At 63.0% G+C, this 21,983-nt stretch carries 21 protein-coding genes; 9 read left to right on the forward strand and 12 right to left on the reverse strand.

Features of this window, described 5'->3' with window-relative positions; genetic code table 11:
* Positions 1-70: 70 nt before the first annotated feature.
* The gene (gene xsc / locus KUV74_RS00940; RefSeq protein ID WP_261394997.1) at positions 71-1,891 is read right to left on the reverse strand and encodes a sulfoacetaldehyde acetyltransferase; all 1,821 of its coding nucleotides are present in this window, start codon (positions 1,889-1,891) and stop codon (positions 71-73) included.
* 244 nt (positions 1,892-2,135) lie between these two features.
* Here xsc and KUV74_RS00945 point away from each other — a divergent pair, with 244 nt between their 5' ends.
* Positions 2,136-2,957, forward strand: a complete 822-nt coding sequence (locus tag KUV74_RS00945; RefSeq protein ID WP_108131551.1) for an IclR family transcriptional regulator — start codon at positions 2,136-2,138, stop codon at positions 2,955-2,957.
* Between the two features lie 155 nt (positions 2,958-3,112).
* Here the strand turns inward: KUV74_RS00945 and KUV74_RS00950 are convergent, their stop codons facing one another.
* Positions 3,113-4,063 (reverse strand): hypothetical protein, encoded by a 951-nt coding sequence (locus tag KUV74_RS00950; protein WP_222515413.1) that lies wholly within the window; start codon positions 4,061-4,063, stop codon positions 3,113-3,115.
* A 463-nt stretch (positions 4,064-4,526) separates the two neighbouring features.
* On the opposite strand from KUV74_RS00950, the gene KUV74_RS00955 reads away from it, so the two are divergent.
* On the forward strand, positions 4,527-5,654 hold the full coding sequence (locus KUV74_RS00955) for an aminotransferase class V-fold PLP-dependent enzyme (RefSeq protein WP_045991926.1): 1,128 nt from the start codon (positions 4,527-4,529) through the stop codon (positions 5,652-5,654).
* Positions 5,655-5,849: 195 nt separating this feature from the next.
* On the opposite strand, the gene KUV74_RS00960 is transcribed toward KUV74_RS00955, so the two are convergent.
* The 7 genes from KUV74_RS00960 to KUV74_RS00990 form a co-directional block, all read right to left on the reverse strand.
* Positions 5,850-6,455 (reverse strand): Yip1 family protein, encoded by a 606-nt coding sequence (locus tag KUV74_RS00960; protein WP_083970270.1) that lies wholly within the window; start codon positions 6,453-6,455, stop codon positions 5,850-5,852.
* A 242-nt stretch (positions 6,456-6,697) separates the two neighbouring features.
* Positions 6,698-7,597: a heme o synthase gene (gene cyoE / locus KUV74_RS00965; protein WP_261394999.1), complete on the reverse strand. Its 900-nt coding sequence runs from the start codon at positions 7,595-7,597 to the stop codon at positions 6,698-6,700.
* A gap of 14 nt (positions 7,598-7,611) precedes the next feature.
* Positions 7,612-7,938 (reverse strand): cytochrome o ubiquinol oxidase subunit IV, encoded by a 327-nt coding sequence (gene cyoD, locus KUV74_RS00970; protein WP_222515415.1) that lies wholly within the window; start codon positions 7,936-7,938, stop codon positions 7,612-7,614.
* 1 nt (position 7,939) lies between these two features.
* The gene (locus KUV74_RS00975; RefSeq protein WP_222515416.1) at positions 7,940-8,569 is read right to left on the reverse strand and encodes a cytochrome o ubiquinol oxidase subunit III; all 630 of its coding nucleotides are present in this window, start codon (positions 8,567-8,569) and stop codon (positions 7,940-7,942) included.
* A gap of 2 nt (positions 8,570-8,571) precedes the next feature.
* Entirely contained in the window at positions 8,572-10,554 is a 1,983-nt protein-coding gene (gene cyoB, locus KUV74_RS00980) for a cytochrome o ubiquinol oxidase subunit I (RefSeq protein WP_222515417.1), read from the reverse strand.
* Positions 10,555-10,557: 3 nt separating this feature from the next.
* Entirely contained in the window at positions 10,558-11,535 is a 978-nt protein-coding gene (gene cyoA / locus KUV74_RS00985) for a ubiquinol oxidase subunit II (RefSeq protein WP_222515418.1), read from the reverse strand.
* An 883-nt stretch (positions 11,536-12,418) separates the two neighbouring features.
* Positions 12,419-13,183 carry a DeoR/GlpR family DNA-binding transcription regulator gene (locus KUV74_RS00990; protein ID WP_045991921.1) on the reverse strand — a complete coding sequence of 255 codons (765 nt, stop codon included), beginning with the start codon at positions 13,181-13,183 and terminating at the stop codon, positions 12,419-12,421.
* A 392-nt stretch (positions 13,184-13,575) separates the two neighbouring features.
* Between KUV74_RS00990 and KUV74_RS00995 the strand changes: the two genes are divergently transcribed.
* From KUV74_RS00995 to cdd, 6 genes are all read left to right on the forward strand, one after another.
* Entirely contained in the window at positions 13,576-14,841 is a 1,266-nt protein-coding gene (locus KUV74_RS00995) for a NupC/NupG family nucleoside CNT transporter (RefSeq protein ID WP_045991920.1), read from the forward strand.
* A gap of 80 nt (positions 14,842-14,921) precedes the next feature.
* Entirely contained in the window at positions 14,922-15,710 is a 789-nt protein-coding gene (gene deoC / locus KUV74_RS01000) for a deoxyribose-phosphate aldolase (RefSeq protein ID WP_222515419.1), read from the forward strand.
* Positions 15,710-17,050, forward strand: coding sequence for a thymidine phosphorylase (deoA, locus tag KUV74_RS01005; RefSeq protein WP_222515420.1), 1,341 nt, complete (start codon positions 15,710-15,712; stop codon positions 17,048-17,050). Before deoC ends, deoA begins: the two co-directional genes overlap by 1 nt.
* Entirely contained in the window at positions 17,047-18,303 is a 1,257-nt protein-coding gene (locus KUV74_RS01010; RefSeq protein ID WP_222515421.1) for a phosphopentomutase, read from the forward strand. Before deoA ends, KUV74_RS01010 begins: the two co-directional genes overlap by 4 nt.
* Complete coding sequence (gene deoD / locus KUV74_RS01015; RefSeq protein ID WP_045991916.1) at positions 18,304-19,050, forward strand: purine-nucleoside phosphorylase; 747 nt, start codon at positions 18,304-18,306, stop codon at positions 19,048-19,050.
* Positions 19,047-19,487, forward strand: a complete 441-nt coding sequence (gene cdd / locus KUV74_RS01020) for a cytidine deaminase (RefSeq protein ID WP_222515422.1) — start codon at positions 19,047-19,049, stop codon at positions 19,485-19,487. The genes deoD and cdd overlap by 4 nt, the downstream gene beginning before the upstream one ends.
* Before the next feature lie 110 nt (positions 19,488-19,597).
* Here the strand turns inward: cdd and KUV74_RS01025 are convergent, their stop codons facing one another.
* Positions 19,598-20,071, reverse strand: a complete 474-nt coding sequence (locus KUV74_RS01025; RefSeq protein ID WP_222515423.1) for an RES family NAD+ phosphorylase — start codon at positions 20,069-20,071, stop codon at positions 19,598-19,600.
* Positions 20,071-20,517, reverse strand: coding sequence for an antitoxin Xre/MbcA/ParS toxin-binding domain-containing protein (locus tag KUV74_RS01030; RefSeq protein ID WP_045991913.1), 447 nt, complete (start codon positions 20,515-20,517; stop codon positions 20,071-20,073). The genes KUV74_RS01025 and KUV74_RS01030 overlap by 1 nt, the downstream gene beginning before the upstream one ends.
* A 392-nt stretch (positions 20,518-20,909) precedes the next feature.
* Between KUV74_RS01030 and KUV74_RS01035 the strand changes: the two genes are divergently transcribed.
* Complete coding sequence (locus KUV74_RS01035; protein WP_222515424.1) at positions 20,910-21,305, forward strand: VOC family protein; 396 nt, start codon at positions 20,910-20,912, stop codon at positions 21,303-21,305.
* Positions 21,306-21,541: 236 nt separating this feature from the next.
* Here the strand turns inward: KUV74_RS01035 and KUV74_RS01040 are convergent, their stop codons facing one another.
* Positions 21,542-21,817, reverse strand: a complete 276-nt coding sequence (locus tag KUV74_RS01040) for a glutaredoxin family protein (RefSeq protein WP_052704282.1) — start codon at positions 21,815-21,817, stop codon at positions 21,542-21,544.
* Positions 21,818-21,983 lie beyond the last annotated feature (166 nt).

Raw genomic sequence — 21,983 nt, forward strand, 5'->3', positions numbered from 1 at the left:
GCAATGTCGTCATACCGGACGAGAGAGTCTTGCGTGGCGAGTCAGACAGGGGAGTCCTTCGCCGCCGGTATCAGACGTAGTCCTGGTACTTCTCCAAGAGACGCACCGGCTTCTTCAGGGCGTCACGGCGGAAGGGGTCGCCCAGTTCGCGGGTACACATGATCTCGATGATGCAGGTCTTGCCCTCGTTCATCTGCATGTCCACCGCCTTCTTCAGCGCCGGGCCCACCTCTTCCAGACGGTCCACGGTGATGCCCTCGGCACCCATGGCGCGGCCGATCTCGGCGAAGCTCTCGTTGTCGAGCTCGCCGGCCACGAAGCGACGATTGTAGAAGTCGACCTGGTTCTTCTTCTCGGCGCCCCACTGGCGGTTGTGGAACACCACCGCGGTGACCGGGATACCGTGACGCACGGCGGTCATGGTCTCCATCAGGCTCATGCCCCAGGCACCGTCACCGGCGTAGGCGATGGCTGGACGATGCGGCGCGGCGGTCTTGGCACCGATGATGGTCGGCAGGGCGTAACCGCAGTTGCCGAAGCTCATCGGGGCGAAGAAGCTGCGCGGCTTCTCGAAGCGCAGGTAGCTGTGGGCCACCGAGTTGATGTTGCCGATATCGGTGGAGACCATCACGTCTTCCGGCATGGCCTTCTCGAGCTCACGCAGCACCTGACGCGGGTGCAGGTACTCGCCGCCGGAGAACGGCTTTTCGTCCTTGGCTTCCTCGATGGCGTCGAGGCTGAACGGATCACGCTCGTGGGTCCACTCGTCGAGTTCCTTCTCCCAGGCGTCCTTCTCGGCCTTGATCTTGGCAAGACGCTCGTCCTTGGAGGCGTCGCAGGCCAGGTCACGGCCCTCGAGGCGCTGGCTCAGCTCGACCGCGGCGGCCTTGGCGTCGCCGCAGATACCGACGGAAATCTTCTTCACCAGGCCGAGCATCTTGTGGTCGGCGTCCACCTGGATGATCTTGGCGTCCTTCGGCCAGTAGTCCATGCCGTGCTGCGGCAGGGTACCGAAGGGCCCGAGACGGGTGCCGAGTGCCAGCACCACGTCGGCCTGGGAGATCAGCTTCATGCCGGCCTTGGAGCCCTGGTAGCCCAGCGGACCACACCACTGCGGATGGCTGGCGGGGAAGGAGTCATTGTGCTGGTAGCTGTTGACCACCGGCGCGCCGAGGCGCTCGGCCAGGGCCTTGCACTCTTCCACCGCGTCGGCCATGACCACGCCACCACCGGAAACGATCACCGGGAACTTGGCCTCGGCCAGCAGGGCCGCCGCCTCGTCCAGTGACTGAGCGCCACCGGGGCCGCGGTCGATGCGACGCGGCTCGGGAATCTCGGCCTCGATCTCGCCGTAGAAGTAGTCACGCGGAATGTTCAACTGGGTCGGACCGATCTCCGACATGGCCCGCTCGAAGCAGCGACCGGTGTACTCGGCCATGCGCGCCGGGTGTGTCACGTGGCCCTGATACTTGGTGAACTCTTGGAACATCGGCAGCTGGTTGCACTCCTGGAAGCCGCCCAGGCCGATACCGGTGGTGCCGGTTTCCGGTGTGATCATGACCACCGGGCTGTGGGCCCAGTAGGCCGCCGCGATGCCGGTCACGCAGTTGGAGATGCCGGGGCCGTTCTGGCCGATGACCACACCATGGCGGCCGGAAACACGGGCATAGCCGTCGGCCATGTGCGCCGCGCCCTGCTCGTGCACCACCGGAATCAGACGAATGCCGGCGGGGGCAAAGATGTCCATGGCGTCCATGAAGGCCGAACCCATGATGCCGAACATGTCGGTGACGTCATTGGCGACGAGGGTTTCGACGAAGGCCTCGGAGGGCGTCATCTTCTGCTTACCCTTCACGACCTGGCGCTTGTTGGTGTTGTCGTTGTGACTCATGGGGCTCCTCCAGGGAACAAAAGCGGATGCTGGCGGCGTCGGCCATCAGGGCCTCGGGCCTTGTCTTGGCTTGAGCCGCTCCGGATCGGTCGCCTCAAGCTTTTCGATACCATAAGTTCCGTTTTTCGGAACTTGAGCCAAAGGTAGCTTTCCCATCGGAGGGAGTCAACATGGATTTCAAAAAACGATACGAATTGCGTTCTTTTCAGAAACGAATAGACTGAAGGTCACAGGGAGAAACACCATGAGCACAGCAAGCTTTGACACCCGGATCATCGAGGGCGACACCCCGGCCCAGCGCCTGCTGGCGCTGCTCGAGGTGATCGCGGAGAAGGACCAGTACTTCACCCTGCAGAGCCTGGTGGACGAGACCGGCCTGCCCAAGCCGACGCTGCACCGGATGCTGCAGCAGCTCGAGAACTCCGGCATGCTGCAGCGCGAAGCGGACAACCGCCACTACAGCAAGGGCAGCCGCCTGCGCCGGCTGGCCGAGACCCTGCTGCTCAACGACACCGTTCAGGGCGCACGTCACGGCGTGTTGGCTGAGCTGGTCCGCGAGGTCGGGGAAAGCTGCAACATCACTGCCCTGTCCGGCAGCGAGGTGCTCTATCTGGACCGCGTCGAGACGTCGGCTCCGCTGCGCTTCTATCTACACCCCGGCTCCCGGGTGCCTGCCCATTGCTCCGCCAGCGGCAAGCTCTTTCTGGCGCAGATGAGCGCCTCCCAGCGCCGTCGGCTGCTCGCCGATGCCACCCTGGAGGCCTTCACCCGAAACACGCTTACCGACATCGACGCTCTGGAAGCGGAGATCGAGCAGGTCAAGCGCGACGGCTACGCCTTCGACGACGAGGAATTCCTGCCGGGGCTTCTGTGCATCGCGGTGCTGGCCCCCAACCCCACCGGGGTCTCTAACGTCGGCCTGGCGATCCAGGCACCGGTGATGCGCATGGATAAGCAGCGCGCCCTGGATTGCCTGCCCGCGCTGGAGCGCGCCGCCGCCGCCATCGCGCGGATCAACCAGGGTGCCCTGCCCGAGCCCATCGCAGAACCCGAAACCTCTGCCTGACGCCCTAGCCGCAGCAACCCCGCATGGCCGGAACCCTCACCAAACCAGACGCCAAACAGCAAGGCGCCACCACCGCGACAACGGTGATGGCGCCAAGGCGCAGGCGAGTCGCTCCTGCAACGAAAGCTGCGAGCGCTGCCGAGGTGACACAGGCCTCAGTTGTAGAAGAAGCTGACGCAGCGCACGAAGCTGCTGCCTCCCGCGGTCACACAGCGATGTCGTATCCAGCGGTCTCGCTTGGATAGCCCCTCATACCGGGTCCACTGCCAGTAGCCTGAAGGCAGGTGAAAGGTATGTAGATGCTTCCAGTTGCCAAAGACATTCTTGTAGTAGTGCAGGGTGGCCGCCGGCCCATGGCAGGCAGTGGTGACACCAAGAGAGTTGCGACGCTTGCGGTCAGAGGTCCAGCGATCCCGGAAGGAATAGTGGGCCTCCGGGTCGCACCACCACCAGGTGTTGCTCGGGAAGGAGACGGTCTCGCAGTTGTGGTTGCGAAACAGATGATAACCATCGCCCGGGACACAGTATTGCTGGCCTGGTCCGCCTCCTGCCGAGGACCCTGCCCTGGCAGTGTCCGGCGTTATGCCCAACTCGTCCAGATCCACCTCGATGGGTTCTTCCAACCGCTCCACGGTGCGATTCTTGAACGCCTTGCGGTCGATGTCGGGATTCAGCTCGAGCAGCATCTTCGGGATGGGCACCTCCTGCGGGGCGAGCATGAGGTAGTGATCCAGCGCGGACTTGCCAACTTCGCTTGCAAAGGTTCGCGGGGTCGCACGATCGCTCACGCCCAACTCCCGCATGCCTACCTGGGCCTCCTTGTTGTCGCCTCTAAGCCCGACGAATTCGATGCGGTTGCCGTTGCTGAGATCGAAACGGGCCAGCGGCATGGGCTCCGCAGGACCGCTGACCAGCGGCGCCCCATCGGGCCCCAGTCCCACCGCGGCCAGGTCATCTGGCCTGTCCAGCTCTGCCGGCTCAGCCAGTATTTGCTGATATCGTGCCGCCAGTTCCTGTGCCAATTGCGGGTTTCGCGCCAGCAGCGCGTCGAGCTGCTCAGGCGTCAGTCCAGCGGCCTGACACGTACATGATGATGGTTCGTTCATGATCGACGTCCTCCACCTGGGAAGATCGTGCTCCGCCGGCCGGACCGCCCGGCGTCACCGACGGCGTTAGACGAAACACGCTGCGACGCCTTATTGGCAGCGGTCTTCTCAGCATGGTCAAAGTTTGCTTTGCCAGCCATCGGTCATGCCAAGCTGCTTCAGCTACTGAGATGACCTCTACGCGAAATGGCTGATAAGTCTCATGAAAATCCCTATTGGTGGGTTAGTCCGTTTTTTACTCGAATCAGTACAAAAACACATATCACGACGGACTCGGATGTAACGACAGTCACACAAGGAAAATGACCGCGCCACGCGCGAGCCGCCGTCCTCTGGCCGCCACCGCCCTTTGACCTTATGCTGTAGAGAATAATGAGCGCCGAGCCCTAGCCGCTCGGCGCCGTCGTCGCTGACGCAGTCCGCGTCTTCGGCTTGTTCAACGCCCACTGTAAGGATGCGCCTCATGCCTGGCTTGCTCCCGGACGTCGATCCCGATGGCCTGCTGGAATACTCCGTGGTCTATACCGACCGCGCCCTGAACCATATGTCGCAGAGCTTTCAAGGCGTAATGCGCGACATCTCCACCACCTTGAAGCAGGTGTACAACGCCCACAGCGCGGTCATCGTGCCCGGGAGCGGCACCTTCGGCATGGAGGCGGTAGCCCGCCAGTTCGCCCAGAACCGCAGCGCCCTGGTCATCCGCAATGGCTGGTTCAGCTACCGCTGGCACCAGATCCTCGAGATGGGCAAGATCCCGGCCGAACTGTGCGTGGAGAAGGCCCGACGTCAGCAGGACAGCGATCCGACCTCAGCGTTCGCCCCGCCCCCCATCGAGGAGGTCGAGCAGGCCATCGAGCGACTGCAGCCGGACATCGTCTTCGCCCCCCACGTGGAAACCTCGTCCGGGATGATTCTGCCGGACGACTACATCCGTCGCGTATCCGATGCGGTGCACGCCCACGGCGGCCTGATGGTGCTGGACTGCATCGCCTCGGGCACCGTCTGGGTGGACATGCAGGATACTGGCGTCGACCTGCTGATCAGCGCCCCCCAGAAGGGCTGGAGCGGCTCCCCCTGCTGCGCCATGGTGATGCTCTCGGCCCAGGCGCGAGAGATCATCAAGGAAACCACCAGCACCAGCTTCGCCGCCGATCTCAAGAAGTGGCTCGAGATCATGGAGGCCTACGAGAATGGCGGCCACGCTTACCACGCGACCATGCCCACCGACAGCCTGCGCGAGCTACGCGAGATCATGCGCGAGACCGACGCCTACGGCTTCGACAAGGTGAAACAGGAACAGTGGGCCCTGGGTCAGGGAGTGCGTAGCCTGCTGGCCGAGTACGGCTTCAAGAGCGTCGCCGCCGAGGGTTACGAGGCGCCCGGTGTGGTGGTCTGCTACCACAACGACCCGGGGCTGGTCGGCAAGTTCGCCGCGGCCGGCGTCCAGGTCGCCGCCGGGGTCCCGCTGATGTGCGATGAAGGCGACGATTTCCAGACCTTCCGCATTGGCCTGTTCGGCCTGGACAAGCTGCATCAGCCCGAGCGCAGCATCGACCACCTGCGCAAGGCGCTGGACAGTATCAAGGGATAGACGGGCCGATACCCACCAGATCGGGCCGCACAGAAAAGCCCAGATAGAAAGAGGGGCGACGCATCAGCGTCGCCCCTTTTGTCTTACCCGTATTGTCGGTCTGAACGGTCCGGTCTTTCACGTCTCGAGTTTCACTGCTCTCGGGTCATCCCCGTCGACTTGTCACTCTTTAGCCGACCTCTAGTCACCCTCTAATCACCCCAGCAGCGACAGAATGATGCGCTCGCCGTAGCCCCACAGCAGGACGGTCATGCCGAGCAGTCCTTCGAGCACCAGTACCCCCACCGCAAGGGTGGTGCTGGAGACGACGAAGCCTTCCTTTTCGCTGATATCGAGGAAGGAGGGAATGCCCAGATACAGCAGGTAGGCGGTGTAACAGAGGCCGATAACGCCGGCCAGCAGGCACAGCCAGATGATCGGGTAGATCGCCACGATGCCGCTCAGGAACATCGGGGTCGCCACATAGCCGGCAAAGATGATGCACTGGCTCTGGCTGGGTGTCTTGGGAAAGCGTTTGGCCGAGTAGCGGATGGTCTTGCCGACGATGTAGACCGCCGCCAGGATCACCAGATAGAAGGCGATCCCCGCCCCCAGGGCGTCTAGATAACTGAGCTTGATGGTCGTGCCGCCGCCGAGACTCCAGCCGACCTGGGTGGTACCGATGTACGAACAGATCACCGGTATGGCGGCCAGCAACAACACGTGATGCGCGTACAGGTGCGTTATCGTCTCCCTTTCCTGCTTGATCTGCTTCCATTCGCGATTCGGGTGGGCCATCAATCCCCAGACGTGTGTCAGCATACTGACTCCCTCCTGCTACCGCTGAAGTAAGTCCCGAGACCGGCACTCGGCGCCCGCGACTCCGTTGTCCTTAACTTGCAGTATAGAAGCGATTTTTCGCTTCGCTACCAACGTTACCGTACATACTATACAAGTCCTGTACAACACTTGACCTCTAGTCACGCTTCACCCATACGACTGATAAACACAAAAAAAACCCCGCATCGGTGAAGATGCGGGGTTTCGGTTTCAGCGCCACCCGATCAGGACATGGAGGTCCACATCGGCGTGCTTGGCATCAGCGTCGCGTCCAGTGACATCATCAGGCTCAGCGCCGTGATGGTGAGGATCGAGATGCCGAATACCTGTCGCGCCCAACGCACGTTGTCGTCCGTACGGTAGCCCTTGGCCGCGATATACAGCCAGTAGACGCCCAGCACCAGGGCAACGATGAAGTAACCGGGTCCAGCGTAACCGGCCAGACTCAGCGACAGCGTCGCACCGATAAAGGCCAGGATATAGCCCAGGATATGGTGCTTGGCCGTACCGATACCGCGAACCACCGGCAGCACCGGAATGTTGGCGGCGCGGTAATCTTCCATGCGAAAGATCGCGATCGCGTAGGAGTGCGGCATCTGCCACAGGCTGAAGATCACCAGCAGGGTCAAGGCGCCGGTATCGAAGCTGCCGGTCACCGCGCAATAGCCCACCACCGGCGGCACTGCCCCGGAGAGGCTGCCGACCAGAGTGCCGAACTCGGAATTGCGCTTCATGTAGAGGCTGTAGGCCCCCACATAGATGACGAAGCCGAAGGCCGCCAGACCCACCGTCAACGCATTGGTCCCCAGCGCCAGCAGACCGAAGCCGGCGATGCCCAGCAGGGTGGCAAACCGAAGTGTCGCCGCTTCGCTGACCCGCCCCTGCACCAGCGGGCGGTTGCGGGTGCGCTCCATCAAGGCATCGATGTCCTTGTCGATGACGTTGTTGTAGGCGCAGCCCGAGGCGATTACCAGGGCCAGACCCAACAGCGCCGACAGGAACACCATGGCATCGAACTGGCCCTGGGCGGCCAGGAAGTAGCCGCCCAGAACAGAGATCACGTTGCCGCCGATGATGCCCGGCTTGGTGATGGTGAGGTAGTCCCTGAGAGTGTCCCTGAACATCATGCGAGTCGGCGTCAGCCGATCATCATGTTGTGATGCAGGTGGTACATGATCCATAGGGAACCTCCGATGACCAGAACCAGGATCGCCACGGTGAAGACGAAGGACATGAAGTTCCAGCCTTCATCGGCCTTGGTGTTCATGTGCATGAACAGCACGAGCTGCACCAGCACCTGAGCCACCGCGGTACCGACGATCACGATCACCGTCGCGAAAGTGTCGAAGGCGCCGGTCATCACCGCCCCGAAGGGAATGACGGTCAGCACGATGGACAGGATCAGGCCGATCACATAGGACTTGACGCTGCCATGGCTGTGATGGTCGTTGGCGTGTCCGCTCATATCACAGGGCTCCCATCAGGTAGACGAAGGAGAAGACGCAGATCCAGACGATGTCCAGGAAGTGCCAGAACAGGCTCAGACACATGATGCGCGGACGCACCACATCGTCGAGACCACGCTGCTTCACCTGGATCATCATCACCAGGATCCAGATCAGACCGGCGGTCACGTGCAGACCGTGGGTACCGACCAGCAGGAAGAAGGCCGACAGGAAGCCTGAACGATCCGGACCAAAGCCCTCATGGATCAGGTGATGGAACTCATAGAGTTCCAGCGCCACGAAGGCCGCGCCCAGCAGGAAGGTGATCCCGAGCCACTTCATCACCTTGGATGCCTGATTGGCGTTCATGGCGAGCACCGCCATGCCGTAGGTGAAACTCGAGAACAGCAGCAGGAAGGTCTCGACCAGGATGAACGGGAGCTGGAAGATCTCGCCCGGGGTCGGACCATCGGCCGTGCCCCGAAGGAGCACGGCGTAGGTGGCGAACAGTGACCCGAAGATCACCAGGTCGCTCATCAGATAGACCCAGAAACCGAAGACCTTGGTGCCCGCGGCATCATGATGGTCGTGGTCGTGATCATGGTCATGCCCGTGGGCATGACCTTGCTGGTTGAGGGTGTCGGTTGCCATGGTTATGCCTGCATCTCCACACGGTTCTGGTGTTCGCGCTCGATACGCTCGACTTCCGCGGCCGGCACGTAGTAGTCGACGTCATCGTTGAAGATACGCGCGATGAAGGTGGCAAACATGCCCAGTGCGGTCACGATGGCAAGCCACCAGATATGCCACACCAGGGCGAAGCCGAAGACCGCGGAGATCAGACCGATCACCGGACCTTCCCAGGTGTACTTGGGCATGTGAATGTCCTTGTACGGTCCCTTGGACACGCCGGCCTTGCCGCCGTTGGCCTGCTTCTGGTTCCAGAAGTCGTCGATGTCCTTGATCTCGGGCAGATGCGCGAAGTTGTAGAACGGTGCGGGAGACGAGGTCGCCCACTCTAGGGTACGCGCATCCCAGGGATCGCCGGTGACGTCCTGGTTCTTCTTACGATCACGGATACTGACGTAGAACTGGATCACGGTGCAGGCGATACCACACAGAATCAGCACGGCACCGATCCAGGCGATGATCATCCACGGCTGCCAGGCGCCGTTGTCATAGGACTGCATGCGACGCACCGCACCGAAGAAGCTGAGCACGTACAGCGGCATGAAGGCCACGTAGAAGCCGGTCAGCCAGAACCAGAAGGAGCGCTTGCCCCACTTCTCGTCGAGGGTGAAGCCGAAGGCCTTCGGGAACCAGTAGGTCAGACCCGCCAGCATGCCGAACACCACGCCGCCGATGATGACGTTGTGGAAGTGGGCGATGACGAATAGGCTGTTGTGCAGCACGAAGTTGGCCGCCGGTACCGCCAGCATCACACCGGTCATGCCACCCAGGGTAAAGGTGATGATGAAGCCGATGGTCCACAGCACCGGAGAGGTGAACTCCAGACGACCGCGGTACATGGTGAACAGCCAGTTGAATACCTTCACCCCGGTGGGGATGGCGATGATCATCGTCATGATGCCGAAGAAGGCATTGACGTTGGCCCCGGCCCCCATGGTGAAGAAGTGGTGCAGCCAGACGATGAACGACAGGAAGGTGATGGCGATGGTCGCCCACACCATGGTGCCGTAGCCGAACAGCCGCTTGCGAGCGAAGGTCGCGATGACCTCGGAGAACACCCCGAATGCCGGCAGGATAAGGATGTACACCTCAGGATGGCCCCAGGCCCAGATGAGGTTGACGTACATCATCATGTTGCCGCCAAAATCGTTGGTGAAGAAGTGAGTCCCCAGGTAACGATCCAGCGTCAGCATCGCGATGGTCGCGGTCAGAATCGGGAAGGACGCGATGATCAGCACGTTGGCGCACAGCGACGTCCAGGTGAAGATGGGCATACGGAACAGGGTCATGCCCTTGGTGCGCATCTTCAGGATGGTGACGAAGAAGTTGATACCGGTCAGGGTCGTACCGATCCCCGATATCTGCAACGCCCATATCCAGTAATCCACCCCGACGCTGGGACTGTACTCTATCCCCGATAGTGGCGCGTAGGCCAGCCAGCCGGTCGCGGCGAACTCACCGACCACCAGCGAGACGTTGACCAGGATGACACCGGCAACGAACAGCCAGAAGCTCAAGTTGTTAAGGAAGGGGAAAGCCACGTCGCGCGCGCCGATCTGCAGCGGCACCACCAGGTTCATCAGACCGATGACCATGGGCATGGCGACGAAGAAGATCATGATCACACCGTGGGCGGTGAAGATCTGATCATAGTGGTGAGGCGGTAGATAGCCCTCGGCCCCGGCCGAGGCCATGGCCAGCTGGGTACGCATCATGATGGCGTCGGCGAAGCCACGGATCAGCATCACCAGCGCGACCAGGAAGTACATGATACCGAGCTTCTTGTGGTCGACGGAGGTGATCCACTCGCGCCACAGATAGCCCCACTTCTTGAAGTAGGTCAGGCCGCCGACCACGGCGATCCCGCCCAGGGCGATACCGATCGCCACCACCATGATGATGGGCTCCTGGATCGGAATCGAGTCTAACGTCAGTTTTCCAAACATGATTTACTCCGCTGCCTCTGCGCTCATGGACTCGCCGTGAGACTCGCTCTCGTCGCCATGGCCGCCTGCGCCGTGCCCGTGGACCACGCCGCCGTAGGTCTCGACGAACTCGGCATGCTTGCCGCCGGCCAGGAAGCTCTTGATGATGCGCTCATAGAGCGCCGGGGTGATCTCGGAGAAGTACTGGACCTCGTTGTCCTCGCTCGGCGTGGCGAGATCGTAGTACTCCTCGGGGAAGGTCAGCGTATCGGACGAGGAACGCACCTTCTCCACCCACTCTTCGAAGTCCTCGACGGAACCCACGTGGGCGTCGAAGGTCATCTCGGAGAAGCCTGCACCGCTGTAGTTGGTGGAGCGGCCCGGATAGACGCCCTGCTCTTCGGCGATCAGGTGAACGTCGTTATCCATGCCGGCCATGGCGTAGATCTGGCTACCCAGGCGCGGAATGAAGAAGGCGTTCATCACCGAGCCGGAGCTCACCCGGAAGCGCACCGGAGTGTCCTCGGGGAAGGCCAGTTCGTTGACCGTGGCGATGCCCTGCTCCGGGTAGATGAACAGCCACTTCCAGTCCAGCGATACGGCCTGGATCTCCATGGGCTCGTTCTGCCCTTCCTTGGCCTCGAGACTGCGGTGCGGGTCGAGACTGTGGGAGGTGTACCAGGTCAACAGCGCCAGGAAGACGATGATGACGCAGGGAATGAACCAGACGATGGCCTCGATCTTGGTCGAATGGGCCCAGTCGGGTGAATAGGTGGCATCGGTGTTGCCACGGCGATAGCGCCAGGCAAACCACAGGGTGAGCACGATGACCGGCACCACCACGATCTGCATCAGACCGAAGGCGGTGAGGATCAAGGTACGCTGCTCACGGCCGATCTCCCCCTTGGGGTCGAGCAGCGCCGATTCGCAGCCCGCCAGCAACAGGGGCAGCGCCAGCATCAGCACAACGCTGAGCACGCGCAGGTACGACTTTCTTCTCATGTAGCAACCTCGTCAGGGCTTGGAGGCGGAATACCAGAGATTACGAGCTCAGGCTCGCGCGATGTGCAGGGGCCGCTGAGGTGGAACATTGCATGCACCTTTGGCAAAAGTTGCATGAAATGTGCCGAACCACGGACTAGACCCGCAAAATTTCGCATCCCCTACCCTGCCTCGGTACCACGACAAGACGTCGTCACCTGAACAAAAGAAGTAGATGGAATGCGACCGGGGCGTATTGTCGACAGAGCGACCAGACTTGAGAAGCGACGATTTGCCGCAGGGGTGTCGCACCTTTCCTTGATCTGTCGCACCAAGACGTCGCAACAGTGCACAAATGGCCAATTGCCTGGGCTAGCAGAACCTGCCCTGCGACCCGACACCACACCCAGGAAGCACCACCAGGAACCGTATCAGCGAGGCCGGACCCCATCCCATGGGAAAGGCGATCTGATGGAAAAGAACGATAAGCCGCGCCGCGCTATCGTCTGACGTTATTGCCTGACGCTACTGCCCGAAGTTATCGCCTGACGTTATCTCCCCCAACGCCATCACCCCAACGCCAGGACGAAAACGATGACGATGTCGAGAAGGCCAGACCGTGAAGAGGGCTATAAGGAAGGTGCAGATAGAAAAGGATCAGATAAGGAAGGATCAGATAAAGAAGGACCGGCTCACCAAGGGCCTGGTCATGAAAGAGCGAATCGGCGACGAGGGCCAGATCAGCAAGGAGGCCAAGGGAAGGCTCGAGCAGAAGGGACAGACCACAACGAGAGGCGCAACCGTGCGCCCAGGGGACCACTATCGAGAAAGGCCGTCAGAGACTGAAAAGCCAAGGATCCACAAGTCAAGGATCCACGCTGGGCAAGAAACCGAAACCGGGGAATCAGGGATGAACCAGCCGAGACGCCACTTCCGGCGTACGTGACAGGCCTGCGGCACCCTCGCCGTGGGTGATGATGACATCGGCGTCGATCAGGGCGCCAAAGAAGGCGGGACGCAGCACGCCCCACTTGCTGTCGTCGAATACCAGGATCCGCTGGGCGGCGGTTTCGATGGCGGCCTGCTTGGGCGCCACTTCATGAAAGTGAAAGCAGCTCAGGCCCCGTGCGGCATGCACCCCGGCGGCGGAGAGAAAGGCGCGATTGATGCCGAGTCCCCGGACCTGGCGGGCGATGTCATCGCCGTCGAAGGACTGGGAGACGCCCTGATAGACGCCGCCCAGCAGGATCAGTCGGATGCCATCGAAATGGCTGACCGCATTGGCCACGTTAAGGGCGTAGGTCACCACCGTCAGGTCTCGTCGGCTGGCCAGTTCTGCGATCATCGGCACCAGGGTGGTGCCGCAATCGATAAACAGGGTATCGCCGTCTTCCACGTAGCCACTGGCGCGGCGACACAGACGCGCCTTGATATCGGCGCCGCGATCCTGTTGAGTTTCCAGGTCGTAGACTGGCGTGAAGTGGGGGTCGTCGCGGCGAACCAGATGCCCGCCCATCAGCATCAGAGGGCTGTCCTTGGTGGACACGTCGCGCCTCAGGGTCATCTCTGACACACCGCAGAGGATGGCGGCGTCCGCCAGCCTCAGGCTGCCGCCTCCGGCGAGCGCCTGCAAAAGGCGCTCCTGTCGCTGAATACTGCGCTGATTCATGGATTCTCCCCCGCGCCTCGACGGTCATGGCTTGCTGCCGTCGTTTTTCAATAAGCATGCCCTGAACTACCGGGTTCAGCCAGTGCCCGGGCAGGTAAGAAAACGCCACTGCACAAATGTTATTTTTCTCACATCAAGTGTTACTATACACTCATTGACGGATGGGCCCAGCCCGTGCCGGCCAATTCCGCTCGACAACAATCACTCGACACGAGCCGCCGCCATGCCCCATCACCTCTATAATTCCTGTTCTGATACCCCATTCGGCACAAGAGATTTCCGCCCCGTTCGAGGCAATTGCCCGCTATCAACGCGATGCGGGACGCCAGACCAGGCCCGAAGTGCGATGATCTATTCTTCAACGTTCATATTTTGATGAGGCGAAGGAACCTATGACACTCCTGATGAGCCTGGTCGGCATGGCCACCCTGATCGCCATCGCCGTCGCGTTCTCCTACAACCGCCGTGCCATTCGCCTGAGAACCGTGGGGGGCGCCTTCCTGATCCAGGCTGGTCTCGGGGCCTTCGTCCTTTACGTGCCCTTTGGCCAGAAGGTCCTGAAGACCGTATCGGACGCCGTCAGCCAGGTGGTGCTCTACGCCAACGACGGCATCGATTTCCTGTTCGGCGGCCTGGCCAACGCCGACAGCGTCGGCTTCGTGTTCGCGGTCAAGGTGCTGCCGGTCATCATCTTCTTCTCGTCGCTGACGGCGGTGCTCTACTACCTGGGCATCATGCAATGGGTCGTGCGGCTGCTCGGCGGCGCGCTGCAGAAGCTGCTCGGCACCTCACGCACCGAGTCGCTGTCCGCCACCGCCAATATCTTCGTCGGCCAGACCGAGGCGCCGCTGGTCGTGCGGCCCTTTATCGCCCGCATGACCGCCTCCCAGCTATTTGCGGTGATGTGCGGTGGCCTTGCCTCGGTGGCGGGCTCGGTGCTTGCCGGCTACGCCGCACTCGGCATCCCCATGGAATACCTGGTGGCCGCCTCCTTCATGGCGGCCCCCGGCGGCCTGCTGTTCGCCAAGCTGATCATGCCGGAGACCGATCCCGAGGCGGACAAGGCCGACCGCGTCTCCGAGGTCATCGAGGACGAGGACAAGCCGGCCAACGTGCTTGACGCTGCCGCCGGTGGCGCCTCGTCCGGCCTCAAACTGGCGGCCAACGTGGGCGCCATGCTGCTGGCCTTCATCGGCTTGATCGCCCTGCTCAACGGTATCCTCGGTGGCGTCGGTGGTTGGGTCGGATTCGAGGATCTCAGCCTCGAGCTGATCCTGGGCTGGGTGTTCTCGCCGCTGGCCTTCCTGCTCGGCATTCCCTGGGAAGAGGCGACCCTGGCCGGGTCCTTCATCGGCCAGAAGCTGGTGGTCAACGAGTTCGTCGCCTTCATCAACCTGGCCCCCTATATCGACGGCGAGCAGCTCGTGGCCGCCACCGGCGAGGTGATGAGCGACCACACCGCCGCGGTGCTGTCCTTCGCGCTGTGCGGCTTTGCCAACCTGTCCTCCATCGCCATCCTGCTCGGCGGGCTCGGCAGCATTGCCCCGAGCCGTCGCCACGACATCGCCCGCTATGGCCTCAAGGCGGTACTGGCCGGCACCCTGTCCAACCTGATGTCGGCCTGCATCGCCGGCTTCTTCATGACCCTGGGCGCCTGATCCCACGTCGCGGATCCAGCGCCCGCCCTCACATCTTCGGCCGCCCGAGGCGGCGGCCTGTCCCACTCCAGGAGCCTCCCATGTCCCCCAAGTCGACCAACCCCTCCGTGATCGCTCGCCAGGCACTGTCCTTGATGGATCTGACCAGCCTCAACGATGACGATACCGACCATGTCGTCGAGGCCCTGTGCCAGCGGGCCAAGACGCCGCTGGGCCACACCGCGGCGGTGTGCATCTATCCGCAGTTCGTGGTGCCGGCGCGGCGCGCCCTCACCGCCCACAACCTCAGCGGCCAGGTCAAGATCGCCACCGTGACCAACTTCCCCCACGGCGAAGACGATGTCATGGCAGCCGCCCGCGCTACCCGCGAAGCGGTGGCCTCCGGTGCCGACGAAGTGGACGTGGTCTTCCCCTACCGCGCCTTCATGAATGGCGATGATCAGATCGGCCAGGAGCTGGTCGAGATGTGCAAGGCCGCCGCCAGCGGCCGCACCCTCAAGGTGATCCTGGAAACCGGCGAGTTGAAGGACGCCGAGTTGATCCGCCGGGCCAGCGAGCAGGCCATCGCCGGTGGTGCCGACTTCCTCAAGACCTCCACCGGCAAGGTCGCCGTCAACGCGACGCCCGAGGCCGCCCGAGTGATGCTGGAAGTCATCCGTGACGCGGACCGCCCGGTCGGCTTCAAGGCCGCCGGGGGCGTTCGCAGCGTCGAGGACGCCGCCGTCTATCTGGAGCTTGCCGCCGAGATCATGGGTGCCAACTGGGCCCGTCCCGAGACCTTCCGTTTCGGCGCCTCGGGCCTGCTCGACAACCTGCTGATGACCGCCGGTGTCGGTGTCGACGGCGGGGGCCGGTCCGGAGGCTACTGATGCTGTTGCAGGATATTCTTGCCGCCAAGCGTGACGGCCAGGCGCTGTCCAGTGAGGCCATCCGCCAATTCGTGATGGCCATCGCCGATGACAGCGCCGGTCAGGAGCAGATCGGCGCCTTCGCCATGGCCACCTATCTCAACGGCATGACGCTGGATGAGACGGTGGCGCTGACCGAGGCGACCCGGGACTCCGGCAGCGTGCTGGACTACCGACAGCTGGACCTGCCGGGGCCTATCCTCGACAAGCATTCCACCGGCGGCGTGGGCGACCCGGTATCGCTGATCCTCGGACCCTGGCTCGCCGCCTGCGGAGCCCACGTGCCGATGATCTCCGGTCGTGGTCTGGGCCACACCGGCGGCACCCTGGACAAGCTCGAGGCCATCGCCGGCTATGACGTCACTCCTCGGCGCACCACCTTCGAGCGCCTGCTCAAGGACGTCGGTGTGGCCATCGTCGGACAGAGCGGCGATCTGGCGCCGGCGGACAAGCGCCTCTACGCGGTGCGCGACGTCACCGCCACCGTTGCCTCGTTGCCGCTGATCGTTGCCTCGATCCTCGGCAAGAAGCTCGCCGAAAACCTCGATGCTCTGGTCATGGACGTCAAGATCGGCAACGGCGCCTTCATGGCGAACGACGACGAGACCCGGACCCTGGCTGCCACCATCGCCGACGTCGCCCGACGTGCCGGCACCCCGACCACGGCGGTGCTCAGCGACATGAACCAGACCCTGGCCGAAAGCGCCGGCAACGCCATCGAGGTACGCGAGTGCCTGGCGATCATGCGCGGTGAGCGGCGCGATTCGCGGCTGCTGACGCTGACCCGTCGGCTGGCGGTGGAAGCACTGCTGGCCGGCCGACTGGCGGCGACCAGGGAAGACGCCGAACGCCTGCTCGAGGCACGCCTGGCCAGCGGCGACGTGGCCGAGCGCTTTGAGCGCATGGTGGCAGGCCTCGGCGGACCGACCAACCTGCTGGAAAACGCAGGCGCCCTGCCCGCCCCGGCCCCGGTGATCCAGGACGTCCTGGCCGAGCATCCGGGACGGGTGGCACGTCAGGACGTCAAGGCGCTGGGCATGGCGGTGGTCGAGCTGGGCGGCGGGCGCCGCCGTGCCGGCGACGCCATCGACCATCGTGTCGGCCTGGACGCCATCGCCGCCATCGGCCAGACGGTCGACCGTCACACCCCGCTGGCGCGCATTCACGCCGCCAGCCAGGCGGACGCCGACAGACTCGCGGCGCGGGTACGTGAGGCCTTCACCCTCGGCGACGAGGGCACGCCCCCGCCACTGGTGCACGAGACCTTGTGCGATCCTTCGATAACGGGAGAGACACCATGAGCCGCGCGATCGTGCTGGTAATGGATTCCTTCGGCATCGGTGCTGCCCCCGACGCCGAGCGCTTCGGCGACGCCGGCGCCGATACCCTGGGCCATATCGCCGAGGCCTGTGCCCGCGGGCAGGCCGATGACCGTGGCCGCCGCGGCCCGCTGCAACTTCCCAACCTGGCCCGCCTGGGGCTCTATCACGCCCACCGCGAGGCCACCGGCGCCAGCGCCGCAGGCATCCAGCTGGGCGAGGTCGACGGCGCCTACGCACACGCCATGGAGGTGTCCTCGGGCAAGGACACCCCGTCCGGGCACTGGGAAATCGCCGGGGTCCCGGTGCGCTTCGACTGGGGGTACTTCGAGGACAGGGAGCAGAGCTTTCCGCCGCAACTGCTCAAGGCATTGATCGAGGAGGCGGCACTACCCGGTGTGCTGGGCAACTGCCACGCCTCAGGCACCGAGATCATCGCCCGTCTGGGTGAAGAACACTGCGCCAGCGGCAAGCCCATCGTCTACACCTCCGCCGACAGCGTCTTCCAGATCGCCGCCCATGAGGACAGCTTCGGCCTTGAGCGCCTGCTGTCATTGTGCGAGACCGCCCGGCGGCTGCTCGAGCCCTACAATATCGGTCGGGTGATCGCGCGCCCCTTCGTCGGTGACGACGCCGCGAGCTTCCAGCGCACCGGCAATCGTCGCGACTATAGCGTCGAGCCGCCCTCGCCCACGGTGCTGTCGAAGCTTCACGACGCCGGCGGCGAGGTCGTGGCGATCGGCAAGATCGCCGACATCTATGCCCACTGCGGCATCAGTCGTCTGATCAAGGCGTCGGGCCATGACGCTTTGATGGAAACGACCCTGGCGGCCATGGATGAACCGGTGGCGAGCGACACCCAGCGCCTGATCATGACCAACTTCGTCGACTTCGACATGGTCTACGGCCATCGCCGCGACGTGTCCGGCTATGCGGCGGCGCTGGAAGCCTTCGACCAACAGCTGCCGGCGCTGCTCGAACGGCTGACCGACGACGATCTGCTGGTGATCACCGCCGACCACGGCTGCGACCCCACCTGGCAAGGCAGCGACCACACCCGCGAGTTCATCCCGGTACTGGCCAGTGGCGCCGGGCTTACGGCCGGATCGCTGGGGCGTCGGCAGAGCTTCGCCGACATCGGCCAGAGCCTGGCGAGCTATTTCGGTCTTGCCCCCATGGCCGACGGTGAAAGCTTTATCGAGCGCAAACGAGCATTGGATAGACGAGGAGCTTAGATGGCTACCCCCCACATCAAGGCCGAACGTGGTGATTTCGCCGACACCGTGCTGATGCCCGGCGATCCCCTGCGCGCCAGATACATCGCCGAGACCTTTCTCGAGGATGCGCGACTGGTCAACGAGGTGCGCAACATGTACGGCTACACCGGTCGCTACAAGGGACGCGAGATCTCGGTCATGGGCCACGGCATGGGCATCCCCTCGGTATCGATCTACGCCAAGGAACTGATCACCGAATTCGGCGCCAGACGGCTGATCCGCGTCGGTTCCTGCGGCGCCGTGCGCGACGACGTCAAGGTGCGTGACCTGATCATCGGCCTCGGCGGCAGCACCGACTCCGGCGTCAACCGCTCGCGCTTTCGCGGCCTCGACTTCGCCGCCATCGCCGATTTCGACCTGACCCGCGCCGCCGTGGACGCCGCCGGCGCCCAGGGCACCCCGGTCAAGGTCGGCAACATCTTCTCCGCCGACCTGTTCTATCACCCGGACCCGGCGCTGATCGACTGCCTGCGCAAGTTCGACATCGTCGGCGTCGAGATGGAGGCCGCCGGGCTCTACGGCGTCGCCGCCGAATTCGGCGCCCGCGCACTGACCATCTGCACGGTATCGGACCATATCGTCAACGGCGACAGCCTCTCCAGCGACGAGCGCGCCACCAGCTTCGACGAGATGATGACCATCGCCCTCGAGGCCGTGCTCGAGGACGACCGCCAGCAAACCAGCCGCCAGGAGACCACCCGATGAGCGATCCAAGGACGCCAGAGACCGTCGACGCCGATATCGTCAAGGCGCTGATCGAGGTACGCGGCCGCGCCTACGTGCCCTACTCCAGCCACCCGGTGGGCGCCCTGCTGATCAGTGACTCGGGAGCCCGCTATGTCGGCGCCAACGTCGAGGTCGCCCACTACAAGGGGCTGTGCGCCGAGGCCTCGGCCATCGCCGCCATGGTCACCAGCGGCGAGACCCGGCTGAAGGAGGTCTACGTCATCGGTCCCGGCGAGCACCTGTGCACGCCCTGCGGTGACTGCCGTCAGCGCCTGCGCGAGTTCTCCTCCCCCGACACCCTGATCCGGGTGGTGGACGCGGACGGCCAACTGCTCAAGCGCTACACCATGGACGAGTTGCTGCCGGACTCCTTCGGGCCAGAAAACCTGGGCAAGGACTCCGCTTTCGTCAGCTAGGCGAGCGAATTCACTTCCTCGGAGTTGTCCGCTCTGGCGCTGCCGAATCGGCTCGATTTGCCTGGCAGATCTGCCTGAGCGCCAAACGAACTGACTCGGCAACCGGAGCGCTACTGGATGCCCTGAAACAATCTCGGATTGTAGATCCGTGCCCGGATGTCGATGAGCGAGACTTTGTCCATGTCCGGGTGCAGCGGATTCACCACCGCCACCTGATCAATACCTGCAGCAGCGGTACTTGGCACCAGCAGTATCAAGTTGCGGGCCGCCGACAGGAACGCGGTACCGAGTCGCCGCGTGTGTTCAGGAGGGGGAAACAGGTCCCAGCCATCAGGCAATTCATCGACTCCGACCTTCTCGACGGCGCTGCTCTGGACATCATAGATGCCCAGGCGAAAATCCTTCGGGACCAATCGCGGGTCTGGAATATAGTTACCCATTTCCAGCATGGCGACGGAGGCACTGGTACCGAAATACAGCACCGGATGGCCGGGGTCATTCCAGCGCGCCCCATCGTGATAGCTGGCACCGCGCCCGGACAGGTTGGTCAGAAAACGCTCAGGGGCGATACGGTACAGCCTCATCAACTGAAGTCGCCGTGACTGATCTTGCGCAGCACCTGTCGTACCAGTTCACGGCCAGCAAAGGTATCCAGGAGTTCGATCGGGCGCGAGCCGGCGAGTGCGGGTACCTCGGCGTGCAGCCATTGATGACCGACCGCTTCGTCAGCGAACACCTCACCTACCTCGACAAACAACTTCAGCGTGTCGAGCACTTCTTCGCTTTGCGCACGCCCCAGCGCCTTGCGCTTGTAGAAGCGATGCAGATTGCCGGAGTCCGTCTCCAGCAGTCGTACAAAGAGATCGCGGTCGGCCGACAGTGCATCGATCGCCTGTTTGAGCACGCTTCCCGGCAGCCCTTGCCTGACGGTTCTGATAAAAGCGGCTGAATCGGTGTACACCTCGCGGGGCAGGTCGATCTGCGCCATCACTCCGCCACCCGCTGCACGGTCCTTTTCGAGAAGCTCCATCGCGGTCTCCCGGCGCTCACTCGCTGGCACGGCGCCAGCAACATTCCCACCTGTACGCTTCAGCATACATCAGATCGAAGTTTTACCAACATCAATATGACCCAAACTCGGCAAGGGTGCACTTTCGCCGACTCGCCACCACACAGCGGAACGCGTCACCGCCAGCGGGCAGCACCGGCCCGAGCCAATTCGGCCTATGCTCAATACTGTTCAGCGCGACCCCGCCCGGCTCACCACAATCGCTCGAGACGTGACGTTCGCTTTGGCCGCGAGGCAGGACGAGGGGCACTCGCGCTGCATCACCTTGTGCACGTCCTCGGGGTGGCGGCCATCAAGGCGCAAGCTCCTGCGTCCAAGTACCCGCCTCAATTCAAACAACAAGGTAACGGTCCATGACCACAGACTTCTCTCCCGGCGACAATATCGCCATGAAGATTCCGGCCCACGAGTACGAGGCGACCGTTGCCTTCTACCGCGAGATCCTGAAGCTCGAGGAATTGACGCCACCCGGTGACCGGGAGACGCCGCGCTTTGCCTTCGGCGACAAGGTGCTGTGGCTGGATCGCGAACCGCACTTGAGCCAGGCAGAAATCTGGCTCCAGATCCTGGCCAGCGACATCCAGGCCGCCTCGAGCTACCTCGAACAGCGTGGCTGTCAGCGCTGCGACGAGATCGAGCGCCTGCCGGAAGCATTCAACTCGTTCTGGATCACCAGCCCCTGCAATATCATCCACCTGGTGTCACCCGCCGATGACTCGCCCCCCGACGATGTGACAAAGGAAAACTGAGCCAGTTGACTGCAGGTGCCGCAGCCAGCCGGACGCAAAAAAGGCCACCACTGGTGGCCCACAAGGCTTGCTGGACTTGCCTGAGGTCGGTTCCATCAGACGTGCTGTAGTGTCTTTCGCGTGGCGAGACTGGCGGTGACGCCACGCGATGCGAAGGCTCGTTTGTCCCAAGTGGTGGCCGCGCTTGCTTCAGGCCGCTTTGGGTTCATGAGTCCCACGACGTCAGACACTTTGCTTCAGGCTACCTTTCCCTTGCTGAAGCGCTTCTTCAGGTAGGCGACGATGTCCATGGATTCGTACATCCAGGTCTCGCTGCCGTCTTCATTGGTGATCAGCAGACACGGCACCTGAATCTTGCCGCCGCCTTCCTTCAGTGCCTTGCGGTGCGCCGGGTTGGCGCCCGCGTCGCGGATATCCACCTCGACGCCGAGCTTGTCGAGTTCACGGCGCACAAAGGCGCAGAACGGGCAGTGGGCGAAATGGTAAAGCGCGAGATCCTTGGCAACGGTCATGGTGACGACTCCCTCGTGGGTGATACCGCTCGTTGACGATATGGTCGGTGACGTCACTCCCTTCAAGAGTCGACGACACCCGAAACAGTTGGTGCAGGCGACGGCGCGTTCCGGAGGTTCAACCTTGGCGCTGAGCCTTGGTACCAGACCTTGCCGCCGCCCGACT

Source organism: Halomonas sp. DP1Y21-3, from assembly GCF_019801245.1.
Taxonomy (GTDB): Bacteria; Pseudomonadota; Gammaproteobacteria; order Pseudomonadales; family Halomonadaceae; genus Halomonas; species Halomonas litopenaei.